This window comes from Anabaena sp. CCY 0017, assembly GCF_963920885.1.
Classification (GTDB): Bacteria; Cyanobacteriota; Cyanobacteriia; order Cyanobacteriales; family Nostocaceae; genus Nodularia.
In genome coordinates this window covers 326,082-345,031 of the sequence record NZ_CAWUDG010000003.1, presented here as the reverse complement: position 1 = coordinate 345,031, position 18,950 = coordinate 326,082, and the positions used below count along the sequence as shown (strand labels likewise).

Annotated in this window: 14 protein-coding genes; 10 read left to right on the top strand and 4 right to left on the bottom strand. The window is 40.8% G+C overall.

Features of this window, described 5'->3' with window-relative positions:
* Positions 1-89: 89 nt before the first annotated feature.
* Complete coding sequence (locus tag ACM0OW_RS06010) at positions 90-1,469, bottom strand: cytochrome P450 (RefSeq protein WP_414549122.1); 1,380 nt, start codon at positions 1,467-1,469, stop codon at positions 90-92.
* Between the two features lie 109 nt (positions 1,470-1,578).
* Here ACM0OW_RS06010 and ACM0OW_RS06005 point away from each other — a divergent pair, with 109 nt between their 5' ends.
* Complete coding sequence (locus ACM0OW_RS06005) at positions 1,579-1,740, top strand: AAA family ATPase (RefSeq protein WP_414549121.1); 162 nt, start codon at positions 1,579-1,581, stop codon at positions 1,738-1,740.
* 99 nt (positions 1,741-1,839) lie between these two features.
* Positions 1,840-2,418 (top strand): hypothetical protein, encoded by a 579-nt coding sequence (locus tag ACM0OW_RS06000; protein WP_414549120.1) that lies wholly within the window; start codon positions 1,840-1,842, stop codon positions 2,416-2,418.
* A 28-nt stretch (positions 2,419-2,446) separates the two neighbouring features.
* Here ACM0OW_RS06000 and ACM0OW_RS05995 read toward each other — a convergent pair whose 3' ends face one another.
* On the bottom strand, positions 2,447-3,334 hold the full coding sequence (locus ACM0OW_RS05995) for an alpha/beta fold hydrolase (RefSeq protein ID WP_414549119.1): 888 nt from the start codon (positions 3,332-3,334) through the stop codon (positions 2,447-2,449).
* A gap of 66 nt (positions 3,335-3,400) precedes the next feature.
* Between ACM0OW_RS05995 and ACM0OW_RS05990 the strand changes: the two genes are divergently transcribed.
* From ACM0OW_RS05990 to ACM0OW_RS05960, 7 genes are all read left to right on the top strand, one after another.
* Positions 3,401-3,904 (top strand): hypothetical protein, encoded by a 504-nt coding sequence (locus ACM0OW_RS05990; RefSeq protein WP_414549118.1) that lies wholly within the window; start codon positions 3,401-3,403, stop codon positions 3,902-3,904.
* A 104-nt stretch (positions 3,905-4,008) separates the two neighbouring features.
* Entirely contained in the window at positions 4,009-4,317 is a 309-nt protein-coding gene (locus ACM0OW_RS05985; RefSeq protein ID WP_414549117.1) for a carbon dioxide-concentrating mechanism protein CcmK, read from the top strand.
* Between the two features lie 213 nt (positions 4,318-4,530).
* Positions 4,531-4,881: a carbon dioxide-concentrating mechanism protein CcmK gene (locus ACM0OW_RS05980; RefSeq protein ID WP_414549116.1), complete on the top strand. Its 351-nt coding sequence runs from the start codon at positions 4,531-4,533 to the stop codon at positions 4,879-4,881.
* Positions 4,882-5,426: 545 nt separating this feature from the next.
* Positions 5,427-6,614 (top strand): HetZ-related protein 2, encoded by a 1,188-nt coding sequence (locus tag ACM0OW_RS05975; RefSeq protein WP_414549115.1) that lies wholly within the window; start codon positions 5,427-5,429, stop codon positions 6,612-6,614.
* A gap of 281 nt (positions 6,615-6,895) precedes the next feature.
* On the top strand, positions 6,896-8,140 hold the full coding sequence (locus ACM0OW_RS05970; protein WP_414549114.1) for a pilus assembly protein PilB: 1,245 nt from the start codon (positions 6,896-6,898) through the stop codon (positions 8,138-8,140).
* Positions 8,141-8,344: 204 nt separating this feature from the next.
* Positions 8,345-9,028 (top strand): Crp/Fnr family transcriptional regulator, encoded by a 684-nt coding sequence (locus ACM0OW_RS05965; RefSeq protein ID WP_414549113.1) that lies wholly within the window; start codon positions 8,345-8,347, stop codon positions 9,026-9,028.
* A gap of 373 nt (positions 9,029-9,401) precedes the next feature.
* Entirely contained in the window at positions 9,402-11,186 is a 1,785-nt protein-coding gene (locus ACM0OW_RS05960; RefSeq protein WP_414549112.1) for a M61 family metallopeptidase, read from the top strand.
* Positions 11,187-11,197: 11 nt separating this feature from the next.
* Here ACM0OW_RS05960 and ACM0OW_RS05955 read toward each other — a convergent pair whose 3' ends face one another.
* On the bottom strand, positions 11,198-12,586 hold the full coding sequence (locus ACM0OW_RS05955; protein WP_414549111.1) for an AAA-like domain-containing protein: 1,389 nt from the start codon (positions 12,584-12,586) through the stop codon (positions 11,198-11,200).
* A gap of 489 nt (positions 12,587-13,075) precedes the next feature.
* Between ACM0OW_RS05955 and ACM0OW_RS05950 the strand changes: the two genes are divergently transcribed.
* Positions 13,076-15,055: a PAS domain-containing protein gene (locus tag ACM0OW_RS05950; protein WP_414549110.1), complete on the top strand. Its 1,980-nt coding sequence runs from the start codon at positions 13,076-13,078 to the stop codon at positions 15,053-15,055.
* Between the two features lie 755 nt (positions 15,056-15,810).
* On the opposite strand, the gene ACM0OW_RS05945 is transcribed toward ACM0OW_RS05950, so the two are convergent.
* A complete protein-coding gene (locus tag ACM0OW_RS05945) occupies positions 15,811-18,861 on the bottom strand; it encodes a UPF0182 family protein (protein WP_414549109.1) in 3,051 nt (1,016 codons plus the stop codon).
* Positions 18,862-18,950 lie beyond the last annotated feature (89 nt).

The following is an 18,950-nucleotide window of genomic DNA, read 5'->3' as shown; positions in this document are numbered from 1 at the left end:
GAAAAAAAGCATAAATTATCACTCACGCCAAAGAAAAAGATCCCCGACTTCTTGAAGAAGTCGGGGATCTGAGACTCCCGGTGTTGGCACTAAACGTTAACAGGTGTACTCGCTCTTGTTACCTGAACTGTTGGTATCATCTGCATCCCTGCTGGTGCGGCTAAGGTCAGACCACGGCGCACGGGATACACAGGACGCTTGTTAACTAGAGATAATTGAAATTCTGACAAAATTGTGGCTAAAGCAATTTTCATTTCATACTGGGCAAATGCCAAGCCTATACAGCGACGATTTCCACCGCCAAAGGGTAAATATTCATAAGGGGAAAATTGCTTTTCTAAAAAGCGTTCTGGTTTGAATTGCTGAGGCTGTTGGTAAACTTCCTCTCGATGATGGGCTAAATATATACTAGGAACTATCGCCGTTCCTGCTGGTAATTTATAGCCCATAATTTCTACCGGGGTTTTCACAACTCTGGGAAATCCATTTGCCACAATTGGATAAATTCTCAAGGTTTCTTGGCAAACTGCGGTTAAATATGGCAATTTAGCAATGCTACTCGGTTCGGGATGCACACCCAGGGTTTCTAATTCCCCTTGTAATTTCTCTCGGACTTCTGGTAATTGTCCCAGCCAATAAAAAGCCCATGTTAATGCAGAAGCTGTAGTTTCATGTCCTGCAACTAACATTGTCATTAATTCATCACGTAACTCCACATCTGACATTCCCTCGCCATTGTCATAACGAGCCGAAATCAATAAACTGAGAATATCTTGGCGATGTTGTCCAGATTCCGCCCGACGTTCTTTAATTAGACTATAAATAAGCTGATCAATTTGCTGCAATAACCGCACAACTCGCCCCCAAGGACTCCACGCACCTAAATCTTTTTGCATAAAACTAAAAAAGAAGGCGCTGGACATTAAAGGCGAACCCATGAAGTCTAGCAGGGATGTGAGTAATCGCCCCAATTCTCGAAAAACTGGCCCCTCATCCACACCAAATACTACTCGTAAAATCACGCGCATGGTGATTTCTTGCATTGAGGCGCGAATATTAAAAGGTTTGCCAATTGTCCATTCGTTACTAACTTGCTGAGTAATTTTGCGGATAGTTTCACCGTAAGCCCGCATCCTTTCGCCATGAAACGGTGGTGTTAATAATTGTCTTTGGCGCTGGTGGCGATCGCCATCTAATATAATTACAGAATTATCCCCCAGCAAAAATCCTAAACCCCCGCCGCCTCCACCTGATCGAAAACAGCTAGGATGAGCCGAAAAAATCTGTTCTAGTGCTTGAGGATGGCTAAAATAGACAATATGCTTATCCCCACGATTCCAGATGGTGAAGTTGTCACCATAAACTTGGGCAAAATCTTCTACATATTTCAACGGCTGAGTGATAAATTTAACTATCCGCAGATAGCGCGGTAATTTGGGACCATCAGGTAAGTTGTAAGTTACTGTCATAGGAGTTTGTTTGAAGTGACGGCTGCTGATTTTAATTTTTACGGGTTTTTCTGTGATTGGAGGCTACACAAAGCGGTATATTTAAGTAAGGCAGCCTCGGAAGTAAGCATTGCCAAACATCATCTTTACCTTCAACGCTAAGGGAGGAGTCGGTAAAACGACTATGGCAGTTAATTTAGCTGCACAATTTGGGCAAAAAAACAAGTTTAATCTCATTGATGCAGATATTCAAGTTTCTGTCAGTTCATGGACAGGGCAGAATTATAACTGAAGCGTGTCGCCATTATTCAATGGCGAGGAAAAATGCACCGCAGGCGGAGTTAGTCTAATGCTGCGGGGTTGAGTAATTACAGGGTGATTGGAAAAAATAATGGTTAAGAAACATCTATCTGATTTAATACAAGAAGAAGCGCAAAAATTGATCCCACTAGAGAATCAATCTGTGATTGAAGTTAAAGCTGAGAAAGTTACCGAAGAAAATAGTTTAACAACAGATAAATTACCTACGCTGTCACATAAACAGACTCCTCTCAAGGAAGCTATGTCTACTAATAATAATTTAGAAATCACTATCCAAGAATTAAAACAAAATCTTGAAGAATCTCAAGATAAAGGAAAAAGCCTTCAAAAGCAAATTGTCGATTTACAATCAGTTCTGTATGAAAAGCAGGTATTAATAGAACGGCTGACAAAAGAACTGCACGAAGCTAAACAAGACGCTTTACACCTTGCAGAAGCTAATTCTCAACTTATAGAAGAAAGTAAAGCACCAACTCCAGTCAAAAATAATCAGCCCGCCATCCCAGAGAAAGAAAGCAAGTCTGCTATCCAAGTCAAAGCAAAATATAACCCAGTTGGCTATAAAAAATCACATCAAGTTCCTGAATATCTGCTAGAACGTCAAAAAGAAGGAGATAATTTTGCCGATAATACTTGGTTGTATGACTAATTCGTAATTCGTAATTCGTAATTCGTAATTAATTACGAAATTCCAGAATATGTTGGGCGGTGACTTCTGGCTGTTCTAAATGTGGGACATGACCAGAGTCTTCAATCCAGATAAGTTGACTATGGGGAATTGCCTGTTGAAACTTTTTAGCATCAAGTGTACCCAAAATTTTATCTGTATCACCCCATAAAATCAGTGTTGGTTGGACAATTTCTGAAAGCTGCTTCGCTTTAAACGCACTGTAACCACCGCTTTTAGTAAAAGCTATTAAAGCTTTTGTCCAATCTGGCATTTCTAAGTGTAATGCACCACATAATTGAGCATCAATTGACGCGAGAAGCTGATTTTTGTACGCAGTCCGGGAAATGCGATCGCGTATCTTCTGATTCCGTAAAAAGTTAGCGGCGAAAGCATCCAACGGGGGAAACATCAATTTACTTAACGGTGAACCCCCTCTTAAACCAGCGCTATCGATTAACACCAGTTTTTTTACTACTTCTGGATAAGTCAAGGTGAAATCAATGGCCGCAGCACCCCCCATCGACGCACCCACTAAAATCACTGGTTGCTTAATTAAGGTTTTCCAGAAATGATACAGATGGGTTTTGATGGCTAAGGGGCTAAATGGTAAACCGGCAATTCTATCTGTAAACCCAAAACCTAATAAATCCACAGCCCAAGTTTGATTATCCGTTGCTAGCAGTGGCAACAGGCGACGAAATTCTAACACGGAACTGTCGAAGCCGTGAATTAATAAAATCGGTGTACCACCACTACCTTGTTGAACGTAGGTAGTAGTAATTGGTTGACTAATTAAAGGCGTTGCGATCGCTTGACTTTGAATACTTTGGGCTAAGGCGATAGAGGTCGGTTCTGTCAGTTGCCCAACTGTGGTAGGTAAAAAACTAGGAAACATATATTTTAGTTTACTGTTTAAGAGTACTCCAGTTACTGCTAAATTGTGGGTATATCTAATATATTTATGTACGTAACTCGATTTTTAAATTCTGCCCAATGGTTTATCCTCCAAAGCATTGTACCGCGTTCCCAATGGTGGATTCTCGCATCGATTTTAGGATGGTGTGGTATCCTCTTCACCCTGATTTTCATGCTATACACAGCAATACCTGCACCTGGTTCGCCTGAATTTGGGAAAGGTATTATAGCACAATTGCCCTTAGCTGGGAGAGCGTTCGCCTCCGGCGCGGCTTTGCCTATCGCACAAGTCACTATAGCGGGTGCGCTGATGAGATTATTTCAGTGGTTGATTCTGCGTTCGTCTGTGCGGCAATCATGGTGGTGGATTCCGGCTCATGCTCTAATTATGCTACTGGCAGCATTGGGGGTCTTGATTCTGGGGTATAACATCGGTGGTTTACCTGGGATGAGCATATTTATACTAACTTTTTCGCCAATTTATGCCGTGTTGAGTGGTAGCCTCTTAAATTGGCTCGTGCAGCGTAGCAGAAATTCTGTCACCACATAACCTGCGATTCCGATAACAACAGAAAATTTTCTCAAATGTCAAAATTGGTACGAAAGCCTCGTACAATTGATATCACTTCATTTTTAAACTCAGGAGCTAATGCCATGCCAATGGCGGTTGGCGTAATTGAAACCTTGGGCTTTCCTGCTGTGCTAGCAGCAGCAGACGCAATGGTTAAATCTGCCGCAGTCACAATTGTGTATTATGGTCAAGCTGAAAGCGCTCGAATGTTAGTCGCTGTTCGGGGACGCGTTTCAGAAGTTAACAGGGCGGTAGAAGCAGGAATATTCGCCGGAGAACAAACGTTTGGTGGTCAAGTAATTACCCACTACATTGTTCCTAACCCTCCAGAGAACGTTGAGACCATTTTACCCATCCACTTCACCGAAGCATCTGAACCGTTCCGGATGTAATAGGCAAATTCGTGATCTGATATTTTGCACCATTGTCAATAACCATAGGGTAAGCAGTACGCACTTTATAAAAATTGGCATCAAATTCAGTGATCCAAAATGCGATCGCCCCTGAAGCGTGATTACCAAGTTGCAAGTGATTAAACTTCCCCATATTGCTGTGGAAAGTAGATTTCTTGCCCCACATACATTTATTCATACAGGAGATTACTAATGTCATTACAGGCCGTTGGCGCACTTGAAACGAAGGGTTTTCCTGCTGTACTAGCAGCAGCTGATGCGATGGTGAAAGCGGGTCGCATTACCCTTGTTGGTTATATCCGAGTGGGTAGCGCTCGTTTTACCATCAATATTCGTGGAGACGTTTCTGAAGTTAAAACAGCTATGGCAGCTGGTATTGAAGCCGCAGAAAATGTTCATGGCGGTACTCTCGAATCCTGGGTAATTATTGCCCGTCCCCATGAAAACGTGGAAGCGGTTCTACCCATCGGCTATACAGATGCAGTGCAACAGTATCGCGATTCTGTAGAAAACCCGATTGTGCGCTCCTCCAACAGGATATAAAGTTAACTAAATCCGTTATTAGTCAAAAGTTAAAAGTTGAGGTGTTAATAAATAATTGACAGTTGACCTTTGACCTTTGACTATTGACTTTTTTTGAAAAAACTATGATCGGAAAAAGTGCTGAGTAAAAACCCATTTGCTTCCAGGATCTGAAGAAATCATGCTTTCACAGCCTTGGCAGTTGTTATAACTGAATATGAGCGATTATTGTGCTGTAAGCATAAGGTTTGCTAATGATCAGCCTGTAGAAGACTCTATGATAAATCACCGTACTGTATTAGTTGTAACATAGCCGCATCATCTCCCCTGTTTTTCCCCTATTAGTTCCTAATCTATTAAATCTTCTATAAAAAATAAAAATTGATGTTAGCAGCAACCAATATTTAGACACATATAGGTAAAACAAAAAGTACAATTGAGAAAATTTACCTAAATTTTGCATAAAGTCGATAAATCCAGACGTAATAAGAATAAAACATCTGAAATGTCTTTATGAAAAAGACATACTCATAGGCAACTACCAGATGATAAGTTAAGTATGACGAATGGGGGTTGTGATGCCAACTTTAATACAGGGTTTTGAGGAGCGCAATCTCGCTATGACGAAGGAGGCAGAAAAACTAGCTCATTATTGGGGCAACCGTCTCGCTGCGGAATGTCCAGAACAAAGTGTAGCCAACAGAGAAAGCATTATTCTTTGGCTGTTAGGGAGTGATCTAAAACGGTTTGATGATCTGAAGCCTCAAGAACTCAACATTGCGAAACAAGCAATGGAATATCGCTGGAAAATTTTACATCAACGTTACTTGGGGGTCGGGAGAGAACGCGCCTATCGCCATCTGCTCAATCGCCTAGCAGGTTTGGTAACATTACGCAATAAGATTCAGACTTGGGTTTCTCTAAGTCGCGATCGCCAGCGTACTGTCATGGATGTGTTACAAGAAGTGCTGCAAGAGTTACTGCAAAACGATAAGTATATGCAGCAACAAATGGTCTGTATCGCTGAATTTACCACCGATAAACGACTACGGGATGCTCTATTATTTGCCAGTATAGAAGAGTATGCTATGCGACCAGTGCGGAATCAACCCTTGCTCGTATATAGATTTGTGAATTACCTGCGGCGGATTCAGCGTGGTGGCTTAACTCAAGTACCAAACAGTGAATTAGTCAAGGTTGTTTCCGAAGAAATTCTCTCAGAGGACAATGATAATCGCGTCAACTTAGCGGATAATCAAGCGATCGCTGAATATCAAGAAGCACAAGAACTAGAAGAACAACAGGCACTGCGGCAATTAGTACAACAGGAATTTGCCGATTATTTACAAAAAACCCTGGGAGAAGAAGCAGTAGAGTGGCTGCGATTATATCTACAAGGCAAGTCCCAAGATGAAATCGCCAAAAAACTAGACAAGCCAATCAAAGAAATTTACCGAATGCGAGAAAAAATTAGTTACCATGCAGTGCGTGTTTTTGCCCTCAAAGATAAACCCGAACTCGTGGATAACTGGTTGGCAACTTCCCTACAAGAAAATAATTTGGGGCTAACCAAAAGCCAATGGCAACAACTTTATGAAAACTTAACTCCTGTGAGGCGAGAGATCCTAGATTTGCGGAAAGCAGGCAAATCAATAGAAGCAATAGCTCAACAGTTAAAACTCAAAACTCATCAGGCGATGGGCGAATGGTCAAAAATCTATCTCGAAGCTCAATCTTTACGGACTGAGACATAATTTCCGGTTTCATCCTGGAGATATCGGCATCAACCATGCCACTGGCTAAAATCGTCTAACTGACAACTTTTGACCACTAGATTTCTCCGGATAAGTTTCGGTTAATCACGCAACCGTAATCTCACAGTTAAACACTCGCTCATTAAGTGCTAGTGTTTATTTTTTATACTTATCTACTTAGTCATTAATTTAATTTTTAACAAGATAATTAAGTTACCTTTCTTACTTCTAACTAATTTATAGCAAAATAAAATATAAGAAAATACTGAGTCATCAAATTTATGTTGTCTTCAGACGGCAAATTAACTGATACCGGAGCAAGTGGGCAGCAAGTATTACCCCACACTCCAGCAAACTGGGAACAAAGACGCGAGCAAGTATTCCATTTGATGGATCATCTCTTATTTTTTGAAGCTTGCTTGTACCACCAGGTAGCACCCTTTGGGATAGAAGAAAATCACCTGTTATTAGGTATGGTTCATCCAGAAGATAGTGAGGCGTTAGATTATGTAAATCGCATCGTATCTTATATTAAATGCACAATAGTGGCTCAAGAAATCGATATTGACACACACCGCACTATCCTATCGGCTTACCTCAACCATAAAAATACATTAAGCCCAGATGCCAAACAAGTAGATCAGCAAGACACAAACTTGGCATCAGAAAAAAGCAAAATTAATATGATCGACGAACTAATTCGATCTGCAACTACCTCTTCTAAACCCCATCAGCCAGCATTAATGTCTTTTGCTCAAACAGACACCCCAGAACATTCTGAGCCACAGAAGGATTTTTCCTCCACAGCCCATGTAAACAACTTATCTCCCACTAATAGCACCAGTTCTGGGGTCAACGAGAAGCAAAAAAAAGTCCATCCTAGCTCAGATTTACTCAACAATTTAACTGTGTTACAAGTAAATTTGTCCGATGAACTGATTCCTGTGGAGATGCTGGCCAGCCTACCACCAAAAAAATTGCTAGACGAATTACTAGGGCGAGTTTTAAGTGGGGGAATTGGTCGCTTGTACTTGGAAAGGCAACCTTACCAAGGGAAGATATTTTGGAGTGATAATGGAGTCATGCAGTCTGTATTAGAAAATCTGCCTCTTTCCGTATTCCAAGGAGTGCTGAATCAATTGAAATCCTTTGCTTCCTTGCCTGTTACTAAGCTGTCAGAACCACAACAGGTAGAAAAAGAATGCCTGTATAAACAAGAGCGTTTGTTATTACGCTTGCGGGTGATGCCAGGAACTTATGGTGAAGAAGCGACTCTACAAGTATTAAGAGGAACAGCTTTAAAATTTTATCAACAACAACAGTTAGCTCGTCTTAGTCGCGATGCTTTGGGAATTTCTCAACAACTCAGCGTTAAGTTACAAGAACTTCACCAAAGAATTTTGCTCAATCCCAACCTCAAATCTGAGCAATTGGCAGCCGTCAAGGCTTTAAATCAATTAGTAGAAAATTTAGACCAGCAAATTACTATCCTGCAAGAAACCAGCGACACACCCACAAACCTCTGATGACAATTAATCTGTCAGTGAAAGTGCTGTTTTCGTTACTATGGACACTTGTTATGTTGTAATCAAATTCTTGACTAGACCTTTTTAAACTTTTAGTGTACTTTCTTACAAATACTTAGTAGTTTATACTAAGATTGTGAGTTTAAAAATTTATAGTATTCAAGTTAATTTTTCATTCTTAAACTCATTTATTTGAGATATTACATGCAGACTGAGGTTTTTAGTCAACTTTTTCCGTTACTGAGTACAGCCAATCCACAGACTTTGGAATGGTTACTCAATGTGGCAATTGAACACGAATACCCTGTGGGGCGAGCCGTGTTGATGGAAGATGCCTGGGGTAACGCAGTTTACTTCATAATTTCCGGCTGGGTGAAAGTCCGACGCACTTCCGGGGATGATTGTGTCGCTCTCGCAATTTTAGGGCGCGGTGATTTTTTTGGCGAAATGGCGATTTTGGATGAATCCCCACGTTCAACCGATGTGATTGCCCTTTCACCAGTCAAATTGTTGAGTGTCTCTAGAGAGCGTTTTATTCAAATATTATTTAAAGATCCGCAGTTACATCACCGGATGTTGCAACTGATGGTGCGGCGATTGCGACAAGTGAACCAACGCTTACACATCCGATCTTATCCCCCTGCTGTCAAACTTGCTCATACCTTAGTTAGTTTGAGTGAAAGCTATGGACAAGAATCGAGCAATGGTAAGGAAATTTTGAATATTCCTTTTAAAGATTTAGCCGAGGTGACAGAAATTGGTGTTGAAGAAACTACCAAAATTATGCAAAAACTACATGAAAAAGGTTGGATCATGATTGACAGTGCTAACAATACGATTAATCTCGTCAACTTGAAACAGTTGATTAACCTAGCTGGCAAGTTCTAAGCTCAAATTTATGTGTTTGTCCCAAAATTGCCAATATCGGTTTGGACTTGACTTTTAAATGTGGGAAACTACTTCTATTGGATAAATCTCAGGCTAGTTAAATGTGTTCAGAAGGCCACCGTACTCATATTTGCTCGAATTGCGGCAATATTCACAACGTTGTCATTGGAGGATATAGCGGTTTCGTAGGGTATACGGTCAAGATAATTGCCGGGGGGAAATTTCTCAGAATCCCCCTTGTGCAAGAATCTTCTGGCTTTTGAGCATAGGAGCGTCAATTGGTATTAAGTTTACAGTTGTTAACTTATTGACTATTGACCATTAACTATTGACTATAAACTATTGACTCAGAATTTATAACTCTTAATTACAGATGACCGAAGCAACAGCACCTTGTATCGAGATTGGCATTCAGGAAACAGTACCGATGATTCATTACCTGGTGGCAATGCCTCAACCAGAAACGCATCTGTTTGAGGTGACTTTGCAGCTAATCAACCACTCATCGAAAATTATTGACTTGAAAATGCCTGTATGGACACCAGGCTCATACTTAGTGCGAGAATACGCCAAAAATTTACAATATTTTGCCGCTTTTGCTGGGGATAAGCCTTTGCCTTGGCGAAAAATTAGTAAGAACCATTGGCAGGTGAATACAAGTGGTGTCTCAGAATTAACTGTACGTTACCGAATATTTGCCAATGAGCTATCGGTACGGACGAATCATTTGGATGCTACTCACGGCTATTTCAATGGGGCAGCAATGTTTTTTAGACTCCCTGGTTGGGAGAGTCTACCAATTCAGATTACCGTTGTACCACCGCGCCCAGATTGGCGGGTAACTACTTCTTTACCACCAGTTGGTGAGCAAGCCTATACTTTCGTGGCTGAGGATTTTGACACCCTTGTGGATAGTCCTGTGGAAATTGGTAGCCACCAATCATATTACTTTGAGGTTTTGGGTAAGCCCCATGAACTGGCCGTTTGGGGAGAGGGCAATTTACAATTACAGCCAGCCATTGCCGATATCCAAAAAGTGATCGAGGTAGAAGCGCAGATGTTTGGGGGTTTACCCTACGAACGATATATTTTTCTGTTGCATTTATTTGCCCAGGCTTATGGCGGGTTGGAGCATAAAAACTGTTGCTCCTTAATTTACCAGCGTTTTGGGTTTCGCTCTCAAGAAAAGTACGAGCGCTTTGTGCAATTAGTGGCACATGAATTTTTTCACCTGTGGAATGTGAAGCGCATTCGCCCCAAAGGTTTGGAAGTTTTTGATTATGAGCAGGAAAACTATACTCATTCTTTGTGGTTCTGTGAGGGAACTACAAGTTACTACGATTTACTGATTCCCTTGCGGGCTGGCATTTATGATGCTAAGTCTTATTTAAGTCATTTGAGTAAGGAAATTAGCAGATTTCTGACTACGCCAGGGCGCAAGGTGCAACCACTGGCTGAGTCGAGTTTTGATACTTGGATTAAACTTTATCGTCCAGATGCCAATAGCAACAACTGCCAAATGTCCTACTATTTGAAGGGGGAAATGGTCTCTTTGTTGCTAGATTTGCTGATTAGAGCGCGTCATGGGAATCAGCGATCGCTTGATGATGTAATGCGGCAAATGTGGCGGAAATTTGGACAACCGGAAATTGGCTACACCCCTGAACAGTTGCAAGAAGTATTTGAATCGGTGGCGGGTGTGGATTTAACTGATTTCTTTGAATCCTACATTAATAGTACTGATGAATTACCTTTTAATCATTACCTGGAACCTTTCGGTTTGCATCTGATCGCCGAACGGGAAGAAGAACCTTATTTAGGTGTGAAGGCAAAAACTGAACATGGGCGAGAAGTAATTAAATTTGTGGAAGTTGGTTCACCCGCACAAGTAGCGGGAATTGATCCAGGCGATGAGTTATTGGCGATTGGTGGAATTCGGGTAACAGCTCATCAACTGAGCGATCGCCTCAAGGATTACCAACCCAATGACACTATTGAAGTGACAATTTTCCACCAAGATGAATTACGTACCTATTCTGTTACCCTTGGTACACCACATCCAACTAAGTTTCAGATTGTCCCAGTACATAATCCCGATCCCTCGCAGAAGGAGAATTGTGCCGGGTGGTTAGGCGCACCAATCGTGACTCTTCGTTGATAGTGAAATACCTACACTGCTCTATCGGTACAGTGTAGGCTTCCCAATTCATTGGGGATGGTGAAATTTTTAACCGGGTTCAGTTGTCCACGAAAATATAAACGATACAACTCACACGCAGGACTACAGCGATCGCCTGACAAATTCACTAGCCCCATACTATGTAATTTATATGCTGTAATTGGCGCTAATTTCACATCATTGATTGCCGTAATTACCTCAGAGAAAGCCGTAGCCAATTCTGGCTCCCCTTGCAACACCAATACATACTGTCTTAAATACTCGTGATAAATTCCCTCTGTAGTCGCCGCTTGTTGTAGTAGTTCCTGTAGGTTCCCTTCTAAGCCTCCCCTACTCACAAGGTGATACAAAGCCAATCTGACTAAATAAGGATGTCCCCCCACCATAGCCATTAAACTATCAGTATTTTGGCTATCTGCCCAATCTAATCCATGACGTTGAGCTAAATCTTCTACCTGTTCTTTTGTAAAACTTGGTAACTTAATTAGCAACCCCAGATTAAATGGAGATTTAGTTAATTTTAAAGGAGCCAGAATTTCCTGAGAATAAACTAATACCAGGCGGAGTTTTTGCCAAACTTCCAGGATTTGGGATTGTTCATACCAAGAACGCATTAATGGCAGAAATTCCCCAGCAATCTCAGGATACTCAAATACCCAATCTAGCTCATTCAATACCAACACCACCGGACTTTTGACGGCACACAGCAAATAGTTTTGAAAATACATAGAGCAGCTAACTTTACTACCCATATCCTCATCCCAGTAGTCATTAAGTTTTGGTTCTAGCTGTAACTCCCGGCTAACATTGGCACAAAACCACCGTAAAAATTTATCCAAGCTGCTAAAAACGGCTGTCTCCGCTTGCTGAAAATCCAAACAAACGGTGCGAAAACCATGATTGTTAGCACGTGAAATTACCCTGAGAATCAAAGAGCTTTTCCCCATTTTCTTAGGAGCTTGGATACAGATAAAACTTCCCGGTGTAGCTATTTCTGCATAGACAAGTTCCTCAACTGGCGGGCGAGGAATGTATAATCTAGAATTAAGGGATACTGGGCTATTAGGAAATTCTAAGGATATGGCAGTGGCGGCGCGGTTAAACTCCTTAATTAACTGTTGATGGGTTTTGCTAAGACGGTGAGGTAACAACATTTCACGAAAGTTAGATTTATGTATCGGTTCTCGCCAAAAATCGCTTAACAATTGCCATAAATGAGCAGCAACTTTCCGTACACGCTCTTCCCCGTAGTGGGCTTCAAAGGCTATACTTGTATAAGTTTTGCCCTCCCAAGAAGAGCGCAAAATTATTTCTTGGAGTGTCGTTAAACCATTGATTTGGCTGGCTTTTAGTAGCAATACGACTTCATCTATAGTCATTCGTTATCGGCCTTGCTTCTGCGTTTTTTTGTCCTCAAAGTGGAGATGATGAGGATTTAAATGAATGTAGCCTCCCAAATTTGATTGAAAGCCAATTTTTTTCCAAAAAGCTACAAATGCACCTTGACAATATTGTTTTGATCTGAAATATCTGATATACATCAATTTTAGAGTTTTTTAAATAAAAAGTCACAGGTATTCCAGCTACTTAATTCGTGATTTTAGATACTAATTATCTGCATCTAGATTTGGTAGATGTACAAAATGTAGCTGATTTTTAGTAATATATAAGGTGAGCGATCGCTACAGAGGTTACACTCTTCGCTTTAACATTTTCTATATTTAATTCAAGATTAGTCAGACTTTGTTGATCTAACTTGGAATTTTGATTAAATAAGTGAATATATTCGCAGTTTTTATGTTGATTTTAGGTGCTAACACAGCTTAGAGAAAGAAGCCCAGAATATCTTCCTCATTCTATTAACCACTATGCATACAGAACCCGCTACCTACCAGATGGAAGCTCATGTTTCAGCGCCCAGTTCTCAAAGTTTCCCCGACCAACAGCCACAAGCAGCTTTACAAATGGCATTAGCCACCAGTGGTCTGGGTTGGTGGAATTGGAATTTAATGACCAATCAAACCTATTATGACCCGCAATGGAAGCAAATTTTAGGGTATCAGGTCGAAGAAATTAGCAACCACTATGAATCCTTTGAGAAACTTGTACATCCAGAAGATTTATTGAAAGTTCAACAGGTATTGCAAGAGTATCTGGAAGGATACACACCTAACTTTGAAATTGAATTAAGAATGTTGGCTAAATCCGGCGATTGGAAGTGGATTTTCTCTGGTGGTCGAATATTTCAGTGGGATGAATTTGGTAAACCAATATGGATGACAGGAACGCATAGGGATATTACCCAGGAGAAAACCTTCCAGGAAAATTTGCAACATTACCAAAAACAGGAACAGTTGTTACAAGCTGTACGAAAACATATCAGTTTTTGTGTTCAAATTGAGCCATTGCTGCAAAATATATTACAAGAAATCAGACACTATTTGCAGATTGATCAAGCATTAATTTACTGTCTTCAACCTAATGGTAGAGGTGAAGTAGTTTCTGAATCTGTGACCACTACATCTTTGAAAGATACAGATATTCAAGTTTCTATACCTCAGAGAGATTTAGAAGCATACCAATCAAGCATTAGAGAAGAAGTTAATCCAGTACCTAAATTGTCTGGTAAAATTAAATTTCTCAATCAGTTGGAAGTCAGAAGTAATTTAGTAGTCCCGATTTTATTAAAAGAACAAGTTGAGGAAAATTTAGAATCTTTACAACCTAAGTTGTGGGGAATATTAATTATTTATGACTGTGGTTATAACCGTCAGTGGCAGAAATGGGAAATAGATGCTGTAACACAAATCAGTGAAGAGATAGGTATATTAATTCAGCAATATCAACTCTGGGATAAAGTTAAAATTGCAGGTGCTAAAAGTGAGTCAGTGGAAGCACAGCTAAGAGAAAAAACAGACCAATTGCAAATTACTCAAGGACAATTATTGCAAAATGATCAGATGGCTAATCTAGGTCAAATCGTAGTCGAGATGGCTAATGAAATTTATCATCCTGTTAACTTTATTTATAGTAATCTTCATCCCACTAGTCAGTATGCTGAAGACTTAATTAAACTAATTGAACTATATCAATATTATTATCCTAAACCGAACTCAGGAATTACTTCATATTTGCAACAATTCGATCTAAATTTGATAAAAACAGATTTTTTAAAGTTGCTTTGGTCAATGCAATCTGGATCTGAACGCATTCAAGAGATTGTTTCAGCGCTGCGGAATTTCTCTAATTTGGATGCAGATAAAATGCAAAAATCTAACCTACATGAGGGACTAGATAGTGTGATCAGAATCTTGCAGCATCGCCTTAAAGAAAAGCCAGATAGAGCAGGAATTGAAGTTATTAAGGAATTTGGAGATTTACCTTTAATTGAGTGTTATCCTGGAGAGCTAAATCAGGTATTTATGAATATTCTAAATAATGCCATTGATGCTTTAGAAGAAAGAATGAAACAAGACTATTCCCTGATTCCTCAGATTTGCATTCGGACAGAAGTTATCAGCCGTCATTTATCATTAATTAATAGCCATCAAACCCAGCTAGCTAATTCACAATTGGGGAAGAAACAAAAGGTGGTAATTCATATTTATGACAATGGAAAGGGAATACTTCCTCACATAAAAAGGCGGATATTTGAACCTTTCTTTACTACTAAAGCAATGGGTAAAGCTAAGGGATTAGGACTAGCAATTAGTCAACAAATTATTGTAGATAAACATCACGGTAAACTTAGATGTAATTCTCAATTAGGTCAAGGTACAGAGTTTGTGATTGAAATCAATACTACAGCCAGACACTACGCTGATATGAGAAGACACGCCAGTTTTTAGGTAATAAGGTAAGAGGGTTTAAGAAAATAAAGAACCTCACCCCCAGCCCCTCTCCTTAGTAAGGAGAGGGGAGATAAAGCATATAATTAGAAACAAATCGTAGTGGCGTGGCGTAGGCTAAGGTACCTTGATTATGTATTGTCACAAGTTTCGGCATTTTGGCATGACAAATCTTTCGGTTCCGGTTTTAATAATATATCAACAGGGATAACGGGAATGCGAAAACTGTCCGCAGTATAGGGTCAAGCCTTGTTTTCAATCCTCCCATCTCTATGCCAGTTGTTGATTTTGTGCTGTAGAACGGCTATAAATGGGTGAACAAGTCAATTCGCCGCACGAAATCATCGCTTCATTACAACTGGCTAAATATGTGACTACATTAAATAGGTTAACTGATAAGTATCTCAAACTTAAAAAACATAACGCTCTTTTATGACTTTGATGAAAGAAAAAAGAGTAGGTTGGGTTGAAGCCTTGTGTAGGCGTAGCCTTCTCGTAGAGTAACCCAACGAAACCAAGGATTGTGGGTGTTGGGTTATGCCTTCGGCAAACTACGTTAACGTTCCTCTACCCAACCTACGTCTACGTCTGAATTGATCAAAGTCATAAAAAATAAGGGTTTATGATTTTTAGATGACGAGAGTAATAAAAGAGCGATAATACCCAGATCCCCGACTTCTCAAAGAAGTCGGGGATCTATATCAGTTTGACAGGATGATGGTGGGTTACGCTGGGCTTATACCCACCCTACGCAACTATTCTGTGGGTGCTGGTTCTTCTACAGGACGAATTATGGCTGGGGCGGGTGTGACTTCTGGCTGGAATATTCCCTCTAATGCTTGTTCTAATGTTGGAGCCATAACGATGCGGTTTTCAAAGGCGACGATTACCCGGACTAGGGTGGGTAGTCTGTTTTGCGTGGCTTCTAAATAAATTGGCTCAACGTACAACAAGGATTGTTCAATGGGAATAATCAATAGATTACCTTGAACCGCTCTTGACCCTTGGCGATTCCACAGGGAAATTTGCTGGGAAATTACTGGGTCTTGGTTAATCCGCGCCTCTATTTGCTCTGGTCCGAAAATTAAGCGTTCTTTCGGAAATACATATAGTAATAATTTACCGTAATTTTCACCGTCTGAGCGTGCTGCTAACCAAGCTATTAAATTGGAGCGTTGTCTGGGTGTGTAGGGTAACAGTAAGATAAATTCTTCTGTACGAGGGGAATCGCCTTCAACAAAGGGAACGGTGGGGAGACTGGTAATTAAATAGTAGGGTTCTACTGGACGGGCTTCGCTACCGTAGATTTCGTTAGGTATTTGCCATTGGTCTTCTCGGTTATAAAATACCTGGGGATCTGTCATGTGGTAGGTCATCAATCGCTCTGATTGAATTTTGAAGTAGTCTACCGGATAACGAATATGGCTGAGGAGGGTAGGGGGTAAATTACTCAGGGGTTTGAAGGTGTTGGGAAATATTTTTGACCAAGTTTGAATTATCGGGTCACGGGTATCGGCGATGTAAAAGTTAACTGTACCGTGGTAAGCATCGATGACTATTTTGACTGAGTTACGAATGTAGTTGATTTCTTCGTTGGTGGTGTCGGAGTAGGGATAGCGATCGCTTGTCGTATAAGCATCTATAATCCAGTAGAGGTAATTACCATTACTAGGGAAATCACCGTTACCATTTTCCGGGTTAGCATCGGCAGAGACTAGATAAGGGTCACTATCAAATTGTAAGAAAGGTGCGATCGCCTGAATACGTTCCTTAATATTCCGTCGAAATAATACTTTAGTATCTGGCAAAAAGTCCCGTGTAAAGAGCATTTGCCAATCTTTTAAATACATGGAAAATAATAACCGTCGCCACCCCCTACCAATGCGAACGCCCCCTAAACCATCATATATGTTGTAAACATTATCACTACCACTGGGATAATCTAATTCTCTGACTCTTGTCCCAGTCATCACATAGGTATCACTAATTTCACCGAAATAAATTCGGGGCTGTCCAATGGGAACGCTGTCACGAATGGCTTCACTGGAGGTATTCAGGGCGCTTTCATCATTACCAGCTATATCTTTAACAAAGTATTCTGGTAGCCCTCCTGGGCCTACGGTATTCACGGGACTGAGGGTAAAACCATAGCCGTGGGTATAAATTAAATGGCGGTTTACCCAAGTCTGAGCTTGTTGGGGTACAGCAGTGTAGTCTAATTCTCGCGCCGAAATTAGGACTTGTCGCCGTTCTGTGGGCTGGGTCTGTTCTGGGTTGGCTTCTGTCACCTCTGTGGGTGCTGTCGGTCTTTCTGCGGGTGCTTCTGTCAAAAGTGTATAACGGTCAATATCCGCATCTGGGAAGCGGTAGTAAAGTCGAATTTGTTGGAGTTGACGGTTAGTTTCTAGGAGTGGTTGTTGATCCCAAAGCCGAATATTGCGAATTGTTAAATCGTTTCTTTGGATATCGGTTTCTGTCAAGTCTCCTATGGGGTTGAAGGTTTGAGCGTCAATGACTTCTAAATCAAATGCTTGCCTAGTTAAAGCAATGGTACGCTCAATATATGGTTGCTCTCTTTGTAATTCGTTGGGCTGAACAACTAAATACTGCACTACAGTGGGGAGGACAAAATCGGCTGCTACAACTACGACTAAATACAGCCCCAAACTATAAAATATAAATTTGCGATATCGAGATTGGGATTTCCAAGCAAATGTCCGCCAGAGGAGGTAAAAGGCAACTACTAAAGCGAAGACGGACAAAATAGTATAGACTGGCAATACAGCCGTGACATCGGTGTAACTAGCACCGTAAGTTACGCCACGTCGGGAATAAACCAACTCAAAGCGACTTAGCCAATAACTCAGGGCGACAAAGAGCATGAATAAGCCCCCCAAGCCGTATAGATGACGTTGTTGCTGGGAGGAAAACCCTGGGAAAATCCCCTGACTGAAACTATTTGCTGATAGGAGATAAGTTAGACTGACAGCGATAAAAGCATATAAAAATAATCCCATCCCCCATAGTTCTAACAGTTCCCAAAATGGGAGGGAAAATATATAAAAGCTAATATCTAGACCAAATAAAGGCTCAGAGGCGTTGAAGGCTGTGGGAGTAAAATATTGCAGTACCCTAGCCCAGTTGTGAGATATTACCCAAGCAAAGAGAACACTGAAAGCCAGTGCGATCGCATTCAAGAAAAAACCAGGATAAGTTATAATGGCGATCGCCACTCCAGCAATTAAAGCAATATACCAAGCCTGAGCGACAATTTGCACACTCATCAGTTCCCAAATTCGCTCAAGTCTAAATAGCGGTGGAACTGGTGGAATAGTTCTGAGAGTGGGAGAATGCCAATAACTAAGGCCTATTTCACCGTAATGAACCAACATTAATCCGACTAATAGGCTGAATAGCAAAGCTATAGGTAGCAACCAGCGTAATCTTAACGGTTTAGTCCGAGATTTAGGTGACTGTGTTTCATTACGTCTGGGATAGTTAGGACTGAGAAAGTTTTGTAAATCGCTGTCAATTCCTGCTTCCTCGCGCCGGACTTCTTTAATTCTCAAAGAATCAGCGTATTTTAGCTGTTGTGCAAACCTGAGATTTCCCAGTAGAAAAGTAGCCGTAACACCACCCACAAGTATCCACAAACCTCCCTGCGTAGTTATCCGCAGCAGAAATACTTGCACATAGCCCACATTCTCAAACCAGAAAATTTCTGCTCCCAGACGAGAAACCAAATCCAGGAATAGCCAAACTCCCAGGAAGATTATTAATAATCTAAAGCACCATTTCCATAACATATAGCGATCTTATTTGATTTATGAATTTATCGAACCGCCAAGTCGCCAAGGTCGCCAAGTGAAGAAAGGAATAGGCAATTATTTCCACC